Below are 18,047 nucleotides of genomic sequence, written 5' to 3'. Positions count from 1 at the left end.
CTCTTTTTCCTTCTCTTTATCTTTCTTCTTGCGCCCTACGCTCAGGCCGGCCTTATCAGATAACAGCTTCATTTCATCCGGACCGGCTTCCATCAGCAGGATATCGCCAGAGCGTAAAAGACCGTAGAACGAATAGCCCGGATAACGACGTTCACCACGCACCACCATGAGCACTGGCAGGTTGTCTCCCAGCGCCTCGCGAAGATCTCCCAGCGACCAGCCCACCGCCTTACCCTCTTCGGGAACTTCCAGTTCAACCAAGTAATGGGCTGTATCGAACATAGCTTCGGTGGAGCTGCTACCCGCCCGACGGGGCACTAGCTTCCCGCTCAGCAGCACAAGGAACAGTAGTCCGACAACAGCTACCGCTGCGCCAGCAGGAAAGAAATCAAACATGCCGAAGGCTTCGCCGGTCAAGGCACTGCGGTAACTGGAAATGATGATATTAGGCGGTGTGCCGATCAGGGTAAGCAGGCCACCCAGCAGCGAGCCGAAGGCCAACGGCATCAACAGCAGCGACGGCGGGCTGCCATGTTCCCGAGCCATGCGAATGGCAACCGGCAACATCAGCGCCAGCGCACCTACGTTATTCATCAGCCCCGAAAGTACCAGTACCGTTCCGGTCAGCACCAGTATCTGTAGGGCGGGCCGGTTGCCGACCCTAAGCACCTGACTGGCGATCAGGTCGACCACCCCGGCCCGCTCAAGGCCACGGCTCAGCACCAGCACCGCGGCAACAGTAATAACTGCCGGGTGGCCAAAACCGAGAAAGGCTTCATTGGCGGGTACCAGACCCAGGGCAACGGCACCCAGCAACGCACCCAGCGCCACCAGATCATAGCGCAGGTGGCCCCAGACGAAAGCGGCCAAGGTGGCACCGAGAAGCAGAAAAACAAGCGTGCTGTCAGCCATGGCTACCGACTCATCCATACGGGCTCAAGATGCCGACAGCATAACCCTTGTCACGCCAGGTACGTCCAGTTTATCCGCGGTTATTACTCAGCGGCTTGCTGAGTCCGGCTCAACAAACGGCAGCGGTGCGCTGCCACGCCGTACCTCGAAGACATTAAGCGTCATGGCTACCAGAGCGTAATAGCCAAACACACCGACAAGCTCGACCACTGCTGGCTCACCGAAGGCCGCCACGGCCTCGGCATAGAGGGCATCATCGACCCGGCGCGTAGCGTAAAGCGTCGTCCCCAACCGGTAGACTAATGCCTCATCATTGCGACTAAACTCGGGCTCTCGCCCTTCGCGCAGCGCTTCTATAACTGCCGCATCAAGGCCTGCTTCAGCGGCAATTGGCTCGTGAATCTGCCACTCTGCCTGAGACTTCCACCAGCTGGCGGTCAGCAGTATGGCAAGCTCGGTAAGGCGTAGCTCCAGCTGGGTGCCGTAACGGCAGAACGCCCCTAGCTGTTGGGCGTTATCGGCAAGCGCTGGGCTATGAACCCAGGCCAGAAATGGACCATCCAGATTGCCTCTCGGGCCGTTAAGAATGTCGTCGAGTACCCGGCGTTGCTCAGTACTCATAGTGGCGTCGTCCAGCGACGGAAGGCGTGAGGTAATGTTCATCAATGTGTCCCTATTCAGCTGCCGAGAACGGCCTTGAAGGTGATGTCGAGCTTATCGACGATCTCATCGAGGTGCGCGTCTTCAAGAATGAACGGCGGCGCCAGCAGAATATGATCGCCCTGCACACCATCCAGAGTGCCGCCCATGGGGTAGCACATCAGGCCGTTTTCCATGGCCGTGCGCTTGATCTCGGCATTCAGTTTGCGTGCTGGATCAAACGGCGACTTGCTGTCGCGATCAGCCACTAGCTCCAGGCCACGGAACAACCCTCGACCACGGATATCCCCAATGTTCGGGTGGTCGCCAAAACGCTCGACCAGCCGCTGCTGCAAACTATCACCCAGACGGTTTACCTGGCTTAGCAGTCCGCGAGACTCGATGGCACGCTGCACAGCAAGCGCCGCGGCACAGGCTGTGGCGTGGCCGATATAGGTATGGCCATGCTGGAAGAAGCCCGACCCCTGGGCGATGGCGTCGCGGATGCGCTCACTGACCAGGGTGGCGCCAATTGGCTGATAGCCGGCACCCAACCCCTTGGCAACAGTGACCAGATCTGGCACTACGCCTTCCTGCTCACTGGCGAATAGGCTGCCAGTGCGACCCATGCCGCACATGACCTCATCAAGGATCAGCAGGATGCCGTAACGGTCACAGACCTCACGGATGCGACGGAAATAGCCTGGCACCGCAGTCACGGCTCCCATAGTTGCACCTACCACCGGCTCAGCCACAAAGGCCAGTACGCTGTCCGGCCCCAGACGCTGGATTTCATCCTCTAGCTCGCACGCCAACCGCTCGCCATAGGCCTCCGGCGTCTCATCGGCGCGCTGGTCACGGTACGCGTAACAGGGGCTGACATGGCTGACTTCAACCAGCAGCGGCTCGAACTGGCGACGGCGCCAGGCATTACCACCGGTAGCCAGGGCGCCCAGGGTGTTGCCGTGATAACTCTGACGCCGCGCGATCAAATGGCACCGCTGGGGCTGGCCGATCTCAATAGCGTACTGGCGAGCCATTTTTAGCGCCGCCTCCACCGCTTCGGAGCCGCCAGACACGAAATACACCGAGCTCAGCCCAGCTGGTGCCCGCTCAATGAGAAAGTCAGCCAGGGCTTCCATCACGTCAGTGGTAAAAAACGAGGTGTGGGCATAGGCCAAGCGGCCTACCTGTTCACGTATTGCCTCAATCACATCCGTATCACTATGGCCCAGGCACGAGACTGCCGCCCCGCCGCTGGCATCGAGATAGCGCTTGCCGCTGGAATCGATCAGATAGGGGCCATCACCACCAACGGCCGTGGGATAGGACTGTTTCAGATGACGATGAAAAACGTGACTTTTACCGTGGCTCATAATTTGGCTCATAGCAGGCTCCGAACGATGACTGGCACTGGCAAGGTAACAAAGATAGATATATTTTCATTTTCACTTGATGCAAAATAATTTGCAATCAAGTTTGCAGAATATTCTACGGACCAAGCTTATGCCCGCCACCCCAAATACCGCCCCGCAGACGCTCCCCGAGCTGCAACAACTGTTCGACGCTATCGAAGCGGGTACTTCTTCCATCACCCTAGGCAAGGCTGCCCGACACATCCTTGGCGCTCTACTGACACTGCCGGAACAGGCAGCATTTTCGACCATCAGTGCACTAGCCGAGCGTCATAACGTCAGCGCCTCGACGCTGTCGCGACTGTCGCGGCGTCTCGGTTATTCCGGCTTTGCTCAGCTGCAGGATGTTTTCCGCCGCAGCCTGACCCAAGACAAAGGCTTCTACAGCAACCAGGTATCGCGCCTGCTCAGCCAGCACGGCACTGACCAGAACAGCCTGGTCCGCATGACCGAGCTGACTCGCCAGGAGAGCGCCAATCTGGCTGAACTGACGGCTTCTATAGACATCGCAAGCCTGGCCGGAAGTGCCGACATGTTGGCCAAGGCGCCTCGCGTACGCATCCACGGCGTGCGTCAGTTCAGCTCGCTGGCCATGTTCATGGCCTATGGACTGGGCATGCTGAGAAGCGACGTGGCTATGCTCGACAGCTCGCATCAGGGCGTCGCCGACGGGCTAGCCCAGCTCGATAGCGGCGACGTACTGGTGGTCGCCAGCTGTTACCCCTATACCCCGAGTGTGCTGGCAACTGCGAAAATAGCCGCCCAACACAATATCCGCATCATCGCGCTCACCGACGCCATCAGCTCACCACTATGCTCAACCGCTATACACAGTTTCCTAGTGCCCAATCACAGCCTGTTTTTCAGCAACAGCATGTGTGCCTTCATGCTGTTGATCGAAACCCTGCTCAGCGAGGTGGCCAACCTACTCAGCGATAGCGGCCTGACAGCCCTGAAACGTCGTGAGCATCTGATCAGTGAGCTGAAAGCATCGCTGTAGCATCAAGCAGGCCAGTAGCCCGACCGGGCAAAGTGCATCGATTTGGCGGACGCCGGCTGAATCCGTATAGTAGCCAGCCTATCCCGCCACTCGATCGTGACCATGCTTCAGAACAACTCGATGCTTGCCCAGCTCAAGCAACAGATGCGCGACAACACGCCCCGTGTCGAGGGCGTCATCAAGGCCACTGAACGTGGCTTCGGCTTCCTTGAGACCGATGCCGGCGAGTCATACTTTGTGCCACCGCCCGCCATGAAGCAGGTTCTGCATGGCGACCGCGTTGAGGCCATCATCCACCAGGAAGGCGAGAAATCCTCGGCCGAGCCTGACACCCTGATCGAGACCGGCATGCAGCGTTTTATCGCGCGCCTGCAAAAGCGTGAAGGCCGTCTTGCGGTGTTACCAGATCACCCCTCGATCAAGCAACCGCTCAAGGCGCGCATCAAGCGCAGCCTCGATGAAGACAGCCTGAACGACGGCGACTGGGTGGTAGCACGGCTGGTGCGTCACCCGCTCAAGCCCGATGATCGCGCCTTTTTTACCCAGGTTGATGAACTGGTCGCCAAGGCCGATGACCCCGCTGTGCCCTGGCGCGTAACGCTGGCCCGACATGCCCTGGAACAGGCCAGCCCCGAAGCCGGTAACGACTGGCCGATGCTTGACGAAGGTCTGGAGCGTGAAAACCTCACCGAGCAGCCTTTTTTTACCATTGACGGCGAAACCACCCGCGACATGGACGATGCGCTACGCATCGAGCCACGTGCCGAAGGCGGTTGGCGTCTGAGCGTAGCGATTGCCGACCCTACCGCCTATGTTGAGGAAGGCCACGTCGCCGACCTAGAGGCACGCACACGCGCTTTTACCGTCTACCTGCCCGGCCAGAACGTCACCATGCTGCCCGAAGTACTAGCAGACGATTTGTGCTCACTATGGGAAGGCAAGGACCGCCCGGTGTTGGCTTGCACGCTGGACGTGAATACCGACGGCAGCCTGGGCGACTTCCGCTTTTTCGCCGCCACGGCACGCTCCCACGCACGCCTCAGCTACGACCAAGTATCCGACTGGCTTGAGGGCCAGGGCGAGTGGATACCAGACGCCGCCATCGGTGAGCAACTCAAGGCCCTTGAAGCCATGACCGAGGCGCGCAGCGCCTGGCGCGCCGAGCATGCGCTGGTATTCAAAGATCGTCCCGATTATGTGTTTGACCTCGATGACGCCGGTAACGTCCTGGACGTACGTACCGAGCATCGTCGTATCGCCAATCGCATGATCGAAGAGTCGATGATCGTTGCCAACGCCTGCTGCGCGCAGCTCCTGTCCGAGCACGTCGGCCACGGCATCTTCAACGTACACCGCGCCTTCGAGCCGGAAAAAGCCGAAGCTGCCCACGAATTCCTGACCGCCCAAGACGTCAGCGTCGAGCCCGAAGCCCTGGTTGAGCTGCCGCGCTACCGGGAACTTAAGCGCGCGCTGGAAGCTCGCGACGACGCCTGGCTGGACGCCCGTCTGCGTCGTTTCCAGGGATTTACCAACATGTCGGCCAAACCCGGCCCACACTTTGGCCTAGGACTTGCCGCCTATGCCACCTGGACTTCGCCGATTCGCAAGTACGGCGACATGGTCAACCACCGGCTGATCAAGCGTGTGCTCAAAGGCGAGCAGGCACCAGCAGAAGCTAGCCAGGCAATGACCGAGCAGCTCACTGAACGCCGTCGCCTCAACCGCATGGCAGAGCGCGACGTCAAGGACTGGCTGTATGTGCGCTATCTCACTCCGGCTACCGTCGAGAGCGAGACCTTTGATGCCGAGATCATCTCCATCAACCGCGGCGGTATGCGGGTACGGCTGGTTGCCAACGGCGCCACCGTGTTCATACCGGCACCATTGATGCACAGCGACCGTGACAAGGTGGTCATCGACGACAAGGAAGGTCGCATTCAGATCGAAGGCGTTGAGCGCTTCAAACTGGGAGACAGTGCGCGCATCATGCTTACCGAGGCCCGTGAGGAAACCCGCTCACTGGTGGGCCGTCCTGCTGACGACTAGGCTCAGCAGCTAGCTGGCTCTCAGAGGCTGTAGATCAGAAAAGCAAAAAGGGCACCCGAGGGTGCCCTTTTTCATTACCACTTACCGCGATTTACCAGCCGGTAATTTCTTTCAGTGCATCGCCGATTTCGGCCAGCGAACGGACTGTCTTAACGCCAGCATCTTCGAGTGCCGCAAACTTCTCGTCTGCAGTACCCTGACCACCAGAAATGATCGCACCGGCATGGCCCATGCGCTTACCTGGAGGTGCTGTCACACCCGCGATGTAGGACACCACCGGCTTGGAGACATTCTGCTTGATGTAAGCGGCAGCCTCTTCCTCGGCGGTGCCACCGATTTCGCCGATCATCACGATGGCTTCGGTGGCGGGATCCTTTTCAAACAGCTCAAGGATATCAATGAAGCTGGAACCCGGAATCGGGTCACCGCCGATACCGACACAGCTGGACTGGCCAAAGCCATGATCAGTGGTCTGCTTGACCGCTTCATAAGTCAAGGTACCTGAGCGGGACACGATACCCACGCGACCCGGCTTATGGATGTGCCCCGGCATGATGCCGATCTTGCACTCACCCGGCGTGATCACGCCCGGACAGTTCGGGCCAATCAGACGCACACCCAGCTCATCACACTTGACCTTTACGTCAAGCATGTCGAGAGTCGGAATACCTTCGGTGATACACACGATCAGCTTGATACCAGCGTTGGCGGCCTCAAGGATTGAATCTTTACAGAACGGCGCTGGCACGTAGATCACGCTGGCTTCGGCACCGGTCTGCTCGACGGCTTCTTTGACGGTGTTGAACACCGGTAGGCCCAGATGCTCCTGGCCGCCTTTGCCCGGGGTCACGCCGCCGACCATCTGGGTTCCGTAGGCAATGGCCTGCTCGGAATGGAAGGTCCCCTGGCCGCCAGTGAAGCCCTGGCAGATGACCTTGGTGTTCTTGTCGATCAGGATGCTCATTACTTGCCCTCCGCTGCCTTGACAACCTGCTGAGCCGCATCGGTCAGGCTGGTAGCAGCGATAATATTCAGACCACTGGACGCCAGCTTCTCGGCACCCAGATCGGCGTTGTTGCCTTCAAGACGTACGACGACCGGGACATTGACACCAACCTGCTCAACGGCACCGATAATACCCTCGGCAATCATGTCGCAACGTACGATACCGCCGAAGATGTTGACCAGCACAGCCTGTACGGAATCGTCGGACAAGATGATCTTAAACGCCTCAGCCACACGTTCCTTGGTAGCACCGCCGCCTACGTCAAGGAAGTTGGCCGGCTGGCCGCCGTGCAGCTTGATGATGTCCATGGTGCCCATCGCCAGGCCAGCGCCATTGACCATACAACCGATGTTGCCGTCGAGGGCGACATAGTTGAGATCCCATGCAGCCGCTTCGGCTTCACGCTCGTCTTCCTGAGACGGATCGCGCATGGCCTGCAGGTCCGGATGGCGATACATCGCATTGCTGTCTAGGTTGATCTTGGCGTCGAGGCAGTGCAGATTGCCTTCGTCGGTGATCACCAGCGGGTTGACCTCAAGCAGGGCCAGATCCTTGTCGTGGAACAGCTTGGACAGCCCCAGGAAGATCTTGGTGAACTGCTTAACCTGGTCACCGCTCAGCCCCAACTGGAATGCCAGGTCACGGGCCTGGTACGGCTGGGCGCCGACCAACGGATCGATTTCGGCCTTGAGAATCTTCTCAGGCGTTTCCTCGGCAACCTTTTCAATCTCCACGCCGCCTTCAGTAGACGCCATGAAAACCACACGACGGGTGGCGCGATCGACCACAGCCCCCAGATACAGCTCGCTGGCAATATCGGTACAGTTTTCGACCAGTATCTTGGAAACTGGCTGACCGTTGGCATCGGTCTGGTAGGTCACCAGGTTCTTACCCAGCCACTGCTCGGCAAAGTCCCGTGCCTCGTCAGCGCTCTTGATCAGCTTGACGCCGCCAGCCTTACCGCGGCCACCAGCGTGGACCTGGGCCTTGACAACCCACATGTCACCACCGATTTTCTGGCAGGCTTCTGCTGCTTCTTCCGGGGTGTCTACTGCAAAGCCCTTGGAAACTGGCAGTCCATAGTCGGCAAACAGCTGTTTGCCTTGATATTCGTGAAGGTTCATCGATTCATGCCATTGGTTGCATGTGACTCGAAACGGTAGCTGACACGTCGGAACGCCTGGCTACCACCGCCTCCTTCCGATACATGGCCGGAAGGGATGCGCCGCCTGACGGCGGCGCGACTGCTCTGGTGTAAAACGGGTTAACGCTTCTTGCGGTTTGCCATGTGAATGGCATGTCCTTCCACTGCCAGGGCCGCTTCGTGCACAGCCTCAGACATGGTCGGGTGGGCATAGCAGGTCAGTGCCAGATCTTCAGCACTGGAGCCAAACTCCATAGCAATAACGCCCTGGGCAATCATCTCACCGGCTTGCTGACCGACGATATGCATCCCCAGAATGCGGTCTGTCTCGGCATCAGCGATGATCTTGGCCTGGCCTTCTGTGGCGTTGTTGGCCATGGCGCGGCCGCTGGCCGCAAACGGGAAAGCCCCCGTCTTGGTCTTGATACCCTTAGCTTTGGCATCTTGCTCGGTCATGCCGACCCAGGCCACTTCAGGGAAGGTATAGATCACGCTGGGAATGGCATCGTAGTTCATCTGGGCTTTGTGGCCAGCGATAATATCCGCCACCATGATGCCCTCTTCCGAGGCCTTATGTGCCAGCATCGGGCCGCGTACACAGTCACCGATGGCATAGACCGTCGGCACACTGGTACGACACTGGTCATCAACGTGGATGAAACCACGCTCGTCGAGACCCACACCCACCCCGTCAGCAATCACGCCCTTGGTGTAGGGACGACGGCCAACACACACGATTAGCTTATCGAAAGTGGCTTCCTGATCACCTTTGTCGTCGCTGTACTTGACGACAACCTCATTGCCCTTGACCTCAGAGCCAGTGACCCGCGCACCCATGCGAATATCCATGCCCTGCTTCTTGAGCAGTTTCTGGGTTTCCTTGGCAATGGCCGAATCGACCATTGGCAGGAAATCATCCATCGCTTCTAGCACCGTGACTTCACTGCCCAGACGGTTCCACACGCTACCAAGCTCCAGGCCGATAACGCCAGCACCGATAACGCCGAGACGCTTGGGGGCTTCCTGGAATTCCAGCGCGCCGGAGGAGTCAACGATCAGGTCGTCAGTCATTGGCGTCGGTGGAATTTCTACCGGCACTGAACCTGCAGCAATCACGATGCTGTCGGCATCATAGGTGGTTACTTTACCGTCCAGGTCAGTCACTTCGACCTGCTTGCCAGAAACAACCTTACCCGTACCGTCCAGCGGGGTAACACCATTGGCCTTGAACAGCCCAGCGATACCGCCAGTCAAGTTCTTAACAATGGTGTTCTTGCGCTCGATCATCTTCTTTACATCGACGCTGACGTCACTGGCATTGATTCCCAGGTCACTAAAATCGTTCTTGGCTTCCACATACTTGTGTGACGCTTCGAGCAGTGCCTTGGACGGAATACAGCCCACGTTTAGACAGGTGCCACCGTGGACAACCTTGCCATCCTTATTGAGCCATTTCTCAACGCAAGCCGTCTTAAGCCCCATTTGTGCAGCACGAATAGCGGCAACGTAACCACCGGGACCCGCACCAATAACAATTACATCAAATTTATCGGCCATACTTTGCTCCTGTGTCTAGCGCTTCTCTAGAGAATCGTCGTGCCGTTCGCGGATCAGATATCCAGCAGCAGGCGTGCCGGATCCTCAAGCAGCTCCTTAATAGTCACTAGGAACTGTACCGCGTCTTTGCCGTCAATCATGCGGTGATCGTAGGACAACGCAAGGTACATCATCGGGCGGATTTCGACCTGACCGTTCACCGCCATCGGGCGCTCTTGGATCTTGTGCATTCCAAGAATTGCCGTCTGCGGCGGATTGATGATCGGTGTTGACAGGAGTGAGCCAAAAATACCGCCATTGGTGATGGTAAAGGTGCCGCCCTGCATCTCGTCGATACCGAGCTTGCCATCACGCGCACGCTTTCCGTAATCGACAATCCCCTTTTCGACATCAGCAATTTTCATGCTATCAGTATCACGCAACACCGGCACGACCAGACCGCGCTCAGTGGACACAGCAACGCCGATATCCTGATAGCCGTGATAGACGATTTCACTGCCGTCGATGGAGGCGTTAACGTCGGGGAAGCGCTTTAGCGCCTCGGATGACGCCTTGACGAAGAAACCCATGAACCCCAGTTTGACGTCATGTGTTTTCTGGAAGGTTTCCTTGTACTCGGCACGTAAGCTCATCACCGCACCCATGTCCACCTCGTTGTAGGTGGTGAGCATGGCAGCAGTTTGCTGGGCCTGAACCAGGCGCTTGGCGATAGTCTGACGCAGGCGCGACATAGGCACGCGCTTTTCAATCCGCTCGCCTTCGAGTGCCGGCGCGCCAGCGCTTGCTGCAGCGGTCTTGCTTCCAGCTGCTGACTTTTTGGCGCTGCCGTCGTTAACGGCGCTCTGCACGTCCTCCTTGAGGATCAGCCCATTCTTGCCGGTACCCTTGATCTTGCTAGCGTCAAGGCCATGCTCGGCGATCATCTTGCGGGCCGCCGGTGCAACAGGCTTGCCGTCGATGCTCTCGCTTTCTTCAGCGTCGCTTGCCTCGCCTTCATCACCAGAATCGGCACTTGCTACATCACCCGCACCTTCGACGAAGATGCCCAGCACAGCCTCGGACTCAACCTGGCTGCCTTCTTCGGCGTTGATTTCACTCAGGGCACCATCAGCCGGTGCGACAACTTCTAGCACCACCTTGTCGGTCTCGATCTCGGCCAGCACCTCGTCGCGCCTGACTGACTCGCCGACTTTTTTGGTCCAACTGGCCACGGTGCCTTCCTGGATGGATTCAGGAAAGGACGGCGCTTTCACTTCATGCTGCTTGCCGCCAGCGGCAGGCTTAGCATCAGCTTTCTCGTCATCTTTGCCGCCTTTCGCTTTCGCCTCGGTCTCGCCCTTGTCAGCTGCGGCTTCGCCGCCCTCACCAATGCGGCCCAGCAGCTGCTCGGAAGTAACGGTGTCGCCTTCTTCCACCAAGGCTTCACTCAGGGTGCCGGCCTCAGGTGCCAGCACTTCGAGCACAACCTTGTCGGTCTCGATTTCGACGATCAACTCATCGCGCTCGACGCTATCACCCGGTTTCTTGTGCCAGGCGGCCACACTGCCTTCAGCAACAGATTCCGGAAAAGTGGGTGCCTTGATCTCGGTAGCCATTTTGTATCCTTGTCTAATCTCTCGTCCCGGTGAATGCCTTACAGAGTAAAGGCGTCTTCCACCAACTGGCGCTGCTGTTCAGTGTGCACGGACATATAGCCCGAAGCAGGTGCTGCCGATGCAGGCCGACCGGCAAATTTGAGCTTGCCACTAAGCCCTGCCTTCAGGCGTTCGACACCACTACGCATATGATGCTGGCTGGGGTACCAGGCACCCTGGTTAAGCGGTTCTTCCTGACACCAAACCACATCCTGGATGTTGGTGTAATCCTTGATGGCTTCAAAAAGCTCATCGGCCGGGAAGGGATACAGCTGCTCCAGGCGCACAATGGCCACGTCATCGCGGTTGTTTTCTTCACGCCAGCTAGCCAGATCATAGTAGACCTTGCCGGCACACAGGATCAGCCGCTCTACCTTGGCCTTGTCTCGCTCGCCCTGGTCAGCCAGAACCATCTGGAAACCGCCTCCGGCCAGCTCATCCAAACTGGAAGTCGCATCCCTGTGACGCAGCAGGCTTTTGGGCGACATCACCACCAGCGGCTTTCTCAGCTTGCGGATCACCTGGCGGCGCAGCAGATGGAATATCTGCGCGGGTGTAGTAGGCACACACACCTGCATGTTGTGCTCGGCGCACAGCTGCAGAAAGCGCTCCAGACGCGCGGATGAGTGCTCGGGACCCTGACCTTCATAGCCGTGAGGCAGCAGCATGGTCAGGCCACACAGACGCTCCCACTTGGTCTCGCCCGATGAGATGAACTGATCCACCATCACCTGGGCGCCGTTGAAGAAGTCACCGAATTGGGCTTCCCAGATCACCAGGTAATTGGGTGACGTGGTGGCATAACCGTACTCAAACGCCAGAACGGCTTCTTCCGAAAGGAAGGAGTCGTGAATAGCGAACGGCGGCTGGCCTTCGTTGATATTTTGCAGCGGAACGTAAGTCGTACCGTCTTTCTGGTTGTGGATCACCGCGTGGCGATGCGAGAAAGTACCTCGCCCAACGTCCTGACCGGTCAGGCGCACTGGATGGCCTTGGTCCAGCAAGGTGGCGTAGGCTAGTGTTTCGGCATAGCCCCAGTTGATTGCCATACCGCCTGCCGTCATCTTGCGGCGGTCATCATAGATCTTGGCAACTTGGCGCTGCACTTCAATACCGTCAGGAACGCTGCACATCCGATCAGCCAGGTACTGGAGACGCTTGATGTCGAAGCTGGTGTCGGTATCGCCAGACCACTCATGGCCCAGGTACGGTTTCCAGTCGACGAAGAGCCCCTCGTTCGGCTTCTTCACCAGAGCGTTGGCCACGTGATTACCCGCCATCAGGTCTTCACGATAGGTCTCCATCATCGCTTTGGCATCACCATCTGACAGCAGGCCCTGGCTAATCAGACGCTCAGCATAAAGCGTGCGTGTGGATGGATGGTCCTTGATCTTGCGATACATCATGGGCTGGGTGCCGGACGGCTCATCAGCTTCGTTGTGACCGCGACGGCGATAGCAGACCAGGTCAATGACCACGTCTTTCTTGAATTCCTGGCGGTAGTCCAGCGCCACCTGAGTAGCATGCAGTACTGCGTCAGGATCATCGCCATTAACGTGCAGGATCGGTGCCTGAACCATCTTGGCGATATCAGTACAATACTCGGTAGAGCGTGTATCCAACGGATTGGATGTCGTGAAGCCCACCTGGTTGTTGATCACGATATGTACGGTGCCGCCTGTACCATAAGCGCGAGTCTGGGACATCTGAAATGTCTCCATGACCACGCCCTGCCCGGCAAAGGCTGCGTCGCCATGGACGTTGATCGGCAGTACCTTGCCGCCATCAGGGTCACTGCGACGATCCTGGCGGGCGCGTACGGAACCCACCACCACCGGAGCTACAATCTCGAGATGCGAGGGGTTGAAGGACAGCGCTAGGTGCACTTCCCCACCCTGGGTCATGACGTTGGAGCTGAAACCCTGGTGATACTTGACGTCACCAGAGCCGTGCTTGACCAGCCGCTTGCCGTCAAATTCGTCAATCAGCTCAGACGGATTCTTACCAAGGATGTTGATCAGCATGTTAAGACGACCACGGTGAGCCATGCCGATCACCACTTCCTTGGTGCCATAGCCACCGGCACGCTGGATCAGTTCATCCATCATCGGAATGAAGGACTCTCCACCCTCGAGGCCGAAACGTTTAGTGCCCGGATACTTGGAAGCCAGGTAATTTTCCAGACCCTCAGCAGCCGTCAGGCGCTCAAACACATGGGTGCGCACTTCGTTACTGAACTTCGGCTGCGAACGTACCGACTCAAAACGCTGCTGTAGCCAGCGCTTCTCTTCAGTATCGACAATGTGCATGAACTCGCAACCGATGCTGCGGCAGTAAGTCTGCTCCAGCGCTTCAACAATCTCTTTCAGCGGCGCCTTGTCGACACCCAGAAACAAAGAGCCGGTTTGGAACTCAGTATTCAGATCATCTCTGGAGAGCTGGTGGAATGACAGGTCCAGGTCTGGCACCGGTTTGGGGGAACGCAGATCCAGAGGGTCAATATCTGCCTTCTGATGTCCGCGGAAGCGGTAAGCGTTGATCAACTGAAGAACCTTAACCTGCTTCTTGTTCTCATCGCTATCGGCAGACGCCGAGGCTACTGCTGTACGTCGTTGACGGCCCAGTTGGTAAAACTGCTCACGCGTTAGGGAAAGAGGTACGTCACCGCCCGAACTGTCTTCTGGGCGAGGCAATTGATCGAAGTACTGACGCCATTCATCAGGAATGGCAGAGGGATCCTCGAGGTACTGCTCGAAAAGCGCTTCCACATAGTGGGCATTAGCCCCGCTGACGTGGGAAGAACGCAACATCAACTCCATTATGCCTTCTTGCATCTTTCAATCACCCTGCACTCAAGTGGGTGGTGTCGGCATGCAGTCTGAATGCCAACGGCCTGGGCGGTGTCAGGACACACACCTTGCATTGCTTCAACGATCGAAAGCCGGTGCCATAAAGCACCGGCTCGGCATGATCTCATGAATCAAGACTGCGACATGAGGTCACAGACCGAAGCCTGTGACCATCATAACAAGCTCTTGCCCACGATTTAAGTGGCATTAGCCAGCAGCATGTCACGAATCTTTCCAATTGCGCGCGTCGGGTTGAGTCCCTTGGGGCACACTGCCACACAATTCATGATGCCGCGGCAACGGAATACCGAGAACGGGTCGTCGAGTTCAGACAGACGCTCCTGAGTTGCCGTGTCGCGGGAATCTGCCAGAAAACGGTAGGACTGCAGTAACCCCGCCGGGCCGACAAACTTATCCGGGTTCCACCAGAACGACGGACAGGACGTCGAGCAGCAAGCGCACAGGATACACTCGTACAGACCATCCAACTTGTCACGCTCTTCCGGTGACTGCAGACGCTCGATACTCGGCGGCTGGGTGTCGTTCTGCAGGTACGGCTGAATACGCTCGTACTGCTTGTAGAACAGACCCATGTCGATCACCAGATCACGAATGACCGGCAGACCCGGTAACGGACGCAGCACCAGCTTGCCACCCTTGACCACATCTGACAGCGGCGTAATACAGGCCAGGCCGTTCTTACCGTTCATGTTCATGCCGTCAGAGCCACAAACACCTTCGCGGCAGCTGCGACGGAATGCCAGACTGTTATCCTGCTCTTTCACCATGTGCAGGACATCCAGCACCATGAGGTCGCGCCCCTGAGTATCGACCTCAAACTCTTCCATATGCGGTGTAGAGTCAGTTTCCGGATTATAGCGGTACAGGGATACCTGAAGATTGGACATCGTGACTCCCCTCAGTAAGTGCGAACTTTTGGCTCAAACATGTCAACGGTCTTGGGCGCGAAGTTGACGTCGCGCTTGCCGAGCTTCTTCTCGATAGGGTAATACACCGAGTGCTTGAGCCAGTTGACGTCATCACGATCCGGATAGTCATAACGCGAGTGGGCGCCGCGGCTTTCCTTGCGATTCAGTGCAGAAATGGCGGTTGCCTCAGCGACTTCCATCATATTGTCGAGCTCCAGCGCCTCGACACGCGCCGTATTGAAGACAGCTGATTTGTCCGGCAGGTAGCCCTTAGCAATACGCTCGCGCAGTTCAGCCAGCTTTTTCACGCCTTCTTCCATGTTGTCTTCCTTGCGGAAAACACCGAAGTCATTCTGCATGATCTGCTGCAGCTCGCGCTTGAGTTCGGGAACCGTCTCACCCTCTTCGGACTCGTTCCAGCGGTTGATACGGGCCATGGCCGACTCAACATCGGACTGGCTTGCCGCCAGATAATCAATACCGGCGTTCAGCGCATTATCAATGAACATGCCTGCCGAACGACCAAACACCACCAGGTCCAGCAGAGAGTTACCCCCCAGACGGTTGGCACCGTGCACCGAGACACAGGCAACCTCACCCACGGCAAACAGACCGTTAACGATATGCTCGTTGCCTTCGCCATCAGGCATGATCGCCTGCCCGTGAATATTGGTCGGCACACCGCCCATCATGTAGTGGCAGGTCGGCACCACCGGAATAGGCTCTTTGGCAGGATCAACGTGGGCAAAGGTCTTAGATAGCTCGACGATACCCGGTAGACGCTTGCCAAGCACTTCATCACCCAGATGGTCCAGCTTGAGGAAGACATGGTCGCCATGTTCGCCGGCGCCACGGCCTTCAAGGATTTCCATAACCATGGAGCGCGCTACCACGTCGCGGCTAGCCAGGTCCTTAGCGTTAGGCGCATAGCGCTCCATGAAGCGCTCGCCGTCTTTGTTGATCAAGTAACCACCCTCACCCCGGCAACCTTCTGTTACCAGCGTGCCCGCACCATAAATACCGGTCGGGTGGAACTGCCACATTTCCATGTCCTGCATCGGGAAACCAGCACGCAGCGCCATGCCGACACCATCACCAGTGTTGATCAAGGCATTGGTGGTTGAGGCATAGATACGGCCTGCGCCACCCGTGGCCAAAACAGTGGCCTTGGACTCGATGTGGGCAACTTCACCGGTCTCGATGTCCATGGCAATGCAACCTACCACATCGCCATTGGCGTTCTTGACCAGATCAACCACGTACCACTCGTTGAGGAAAGTCGTGTTGTGCTTCAGGTTGTTCTGGTAAAGCGTGTGCAGCAGCGCATGACCGGTACGGTCAGCTGCAGCGCAAGTACGAGCAGCCTGCCCGCCCTCACCAAAATTTTTCGACTGGCCGCCAAATGGGCGCTGATAAATACGGCCATTCTCAAAGCGTGAAAACGGCAACCCCATGTGCTCCAACTCGAAGACCGCCTTCGGGCCTTCTGCACACAGGTACTCCGCCGCATCCTGGTCAGCGATGTAGTCGCTACCTTTGACGGTGTCATACATATGCCAGCGCCAATCGTCATTCGGATCGGCAGATCCAATGGCGCAGGTGATGCCACCCTGGGCAGAAACGGTGTGCGAGCGCGTCGGAAAAACCTTGGAAAGCACGGCAGTGTTTTTGCCGGACTTGGCCAGCTCCAGACCGGCGCGCAAACCGGCGCCGCCACCGCCAATAATGATGGCGTCAAAGGATAGGCTACGCATATTGGACATGTATCAGGCTCCCCACACGACTTGGATGCCCCAAACCAGGAACACAAAATTGGCCAGGACGATAATGGACTGGGCTGCGATGCGAATCCCTGTCGGCTTGATGTAGTCAGTGGTGACTGTCCACAGACCAACCCACGCATGCGCGGCTATCGAAATGAAGGCCAGCAGCGAAAAGATACGCATCCAGGTCTGAGCGAATAGGCCGCTCCAGGTGGCGTAGTCCAGGCCAGAACTAAACAGCAGAAAGCCCACGATGAACAGGGTGTACAGGGCCATAACAACCGCTGATACACGCTGAATCAACCAGTCGGACACACCGCTGCGTCCGAGATTTGTAATATTGGTTACCATACCCAGACTCCTGCCAGAACGATCAACACTGCGCTCAGTACGATGGTGATCTGTGCTTTCTTGACACCACCCTCAAGGGTCACGCCAATATCAGCATCCATGATCAGGTGCTTGATACCCGCCACAAAGTGATATCCCAGCGCCGACAGCAATCCCCAGGCGATCAGCTTTGCCAGAAAATTGTGGGTCAGGGTATCGCGTACCGCATCAAACCCTTCCGGCGACGACAAGGACACGTCGAGAGCCCAAAAAGCAAAGATGAGGCCAACAAACAGAATAACGCCGGTAATGCGGTGCACTATCGACGTCAAAGCGGGAAGCGGGAAATGTATCGTTTTCAGGTCCAGATTTACGGGTCGTTTGCTATTCACGGCGTTGTGCACACTCTCTTGGCCCGCGTTGAAAACGCTCAGGCGAGCGTGACACGGGCGGTGGTTTGTGGAAAAGGCGAACATCGCTTCAACTGCCAACGTCATCAATTCCTGCCAGTCGCGACAACCGATTATAAGGTCATGCACCTGGCATGACAAATCGCGACCGGCCAATCCTCGACCATGGTGGAAGGTGGCACTGCTTTTCCTTGACGAGGTTGCAAAACCCCGACAGGCTGGCAAGCAGCTTCCAAGTCCCGCTACACTTGGCATGCAATGATGCAAAGCATCATACTGGTAAGTAAAAACCCATTCCGCAGACCCGCCCGACATTGCTGCACCTGCGTAAAGAGAATTGACAAATGTGCACACCGTTTTATAGTGAGCAGGTCTTTTTTTGGTAACAAGTTAAGTTAAACAGCAACATACCA

Annotated in this window: 14 protein-coding genes; 2 read left to right on the top strand and 12 right to left on the bottom strand. The window is 57.4% G+C overall.

Translation table 11 applies throughout. The features are described 5' to 3' along the window. The 3 genes from ACTH3D_RS08420 to ACTH3D_RS08410 form a co-directional block, all read right to left on the bottom strand. On the bottom strand, nt 1-930 hold a 930-nt coding region (locus ACTH3D_RS08420; protein ID WP_441666621.1), incomplete at its 3' end, for an SLC13 family permease. 69 nt (nt 931-999) lie between these two features. After that, on the bottom strand, nt 1,000-1,575 hold the full coding sequence (locus ACTH3D_RS08415; protein WP_441666620.1) for a carboxymuconolactone decarboxylase family protein: 576 nt from the start codon (nt 1,573-1,575) through the stop codon (nt 1,000-1,002). Nucleotides 1,576-1,589: 14 nt separating this feature from the next. Continuing rightward, nucleotides 1,590-2,939 carry an aspartate aminotransferase family protein gene (locus tag ACTH3D_RS08410; RefSeq protein WP_441666619.1) on the bottom strand — a complete coding sequence of 450 codons (1,350 nt, stop codon included), beginning with the start codon at nt 2,937-2,939 and terminating at the stop codon, nt 1,590-1,592. 118 nt (nt 2,940-3,057) lie between these two features. Between ACTH3D_RS08410 and ACTH3D_RS08405 the strand changes: the two genes are divergently transcribed. Together ACTH3D_RS08405 and ACTH3D_RS08400 are read left to right on the top strand one after the other, a co-directional pair. Further along, nucleotides 3,058-3,966, top strand: a complete 909-nt coding sequence (locus tag ACTH3D_RS08405) for a MurR/RpiR family transcriptional regulator (protein WP_441666618.1) — start codon at nt 3,058-3,060, stop codon at nt 3,964-3,966. A 102-nt stretch (nt 3,967-4,068) separates the two neighbouring features. Beyond that, on the top strand, nt 4,069-6,012 hold the full coding sequence (locus ACTH3D_RS08400; protein WP_441666617.1) for an exoribonuclease II: 1,944 nt from the start codon (nt 4,069-4,071) through the stop codon (nt 6,010-6,012). Nucleotides 6,013-6,103: 91 nt separating this feature from the next. On the opposite strand, the gene sucD is transcribed toward ACTH3D_RS08400, so the two are convergent. The 9 genes from sucD to sdhC all read right to left on the bottom strand — a co-directional run bounded on the left by sucD (nt 6,104) and on the right by sdhC (nt 17,616). Then, nucleotides 6,104-6,976, bottom strand: a complete 873-nt coding sequence (gene sucD, locus ACTH3D_RS08395; protein WP_441666616.1) for a succinate--CoA ligase subunit alpha — start codon at nt 6,974-6,976, stop codon at nt 6,104-6,106. Continuing rightward, nucleotides 6,976-8,142, bottom strand: a complete 1,167-nt coding sequence (gene sucC, locus ACTH3D_RS08390) for an ADP-forming succinate--CoA ligase subunit beta (RefSeq protein WP_441666615.1) — start codon at nt 8,140-8,142, stop codon at nt 6,976-6,978. The genes sucD and sucC overlap by 1 nt, the downstream gene beginning before the upstream one ends. A gap of 140 nt (nt 8,143-8,282) precedes the next feature. Further along, a complete protein-coding gene (lpdA, locus tag ACTH3D_RS08385; protein WP_441666614.1) occupies nt 8,283-9,719 on the bottom strand; it encodes a dihydrolipoyl dehydrogenase in 1,437 nt (478 codons plus the stop codon). A 53-nt stretch (nt 9,720-9,772) separates the two neighbouring features. Next, complete coding sequence (gene odhB, locus ACTH3D_RS08380; RefSeq protein ID WP_441666613.1) at nt 9,773-11,314, bottom strand: 2-oxoglutarate dehydrogenase complex dihydrolipoyllysine-residue succinyltransferase; 1,542 nt, start codon at nt 11,312-11,314, stop codon at nt 9,773-9,775. Nucleotides 11,315-11,352: 38 nt separating this feature from the next. Continuing rightward, a complete protein-coding gene (locus tag ACTH3D_RS08375) occupies nt 11,353-14,187 on the bottom strand; it encodes a 2-oxoglutarate dehydrogenase E1 component (protein ID WP_441666612.1) in 2,835 nt (944 codons plus the stop codon). Nucleotides 14,188-14,399: 212 nt separating this feature from the next. Continuing rightward, entirely contained in the window at nt 14,400-15,110 is a 711-nt protein-coding gene (locus ACTH3D_RS08370; protein ID WP_441666611.1) for a succinate dehydrogenase iron-sulfur subunit, read from the bottom strand. Between the two features lie 11 nt (nt 15,111-15,121). Continuing rightward, entirely contained in the window at nt 15,122-16,894 is a 1,773-nt protein-coding gene (gene sdhA / locus ACTH3D_RS08365) for a succinate dehydrogenase flavoprotein subunit (RefSeq protein WP_441666610.1), read from the bottom strand. Between the two features lie 3 nt (nt 16,895-16,897). Then, nucleotides 16,898-17,245 (bottom strand): succinate dehydrogenase, hydrophobic membrane anchor protein, encoded by a 348-nt coding sequence (gene sdhD, locus ACTH3D_RS08360; protein ID WP_441666609.1) that lies wholly within the window; start codon nt 17,243-17,245, stop codon nt 16,898-16,900. Next, entirely contained in the window at nt 17,239-17,616 is a 378-nt protein-coding gene (sdhC, locus tag ACTH3D_RS08355) for a succinate dehydrogenase, cytochrome b556 subunit (protein WP_441666608.1), read from the bottom strand. Before sdhC ends, sdhD begins: the two co-directional genes overlap by 7 nt. Nucleotides 17,617-18,047 lie beyond the last annotated feature (431 nt).

The sequence above is a fragment of the Halomonas sp. genome (assembly GCF_052095765.1).
Taxonomy (GTDB): Bacteria; Pseudomonadota; Gammaproteobacteria; order Pseudomonadales; family Halomonadaceae; genus Halomonas.
Note: the sequence above shows the minus strand (reverse complement) of the source record. Positions and strands in the feature narration are given on the sequence as shown.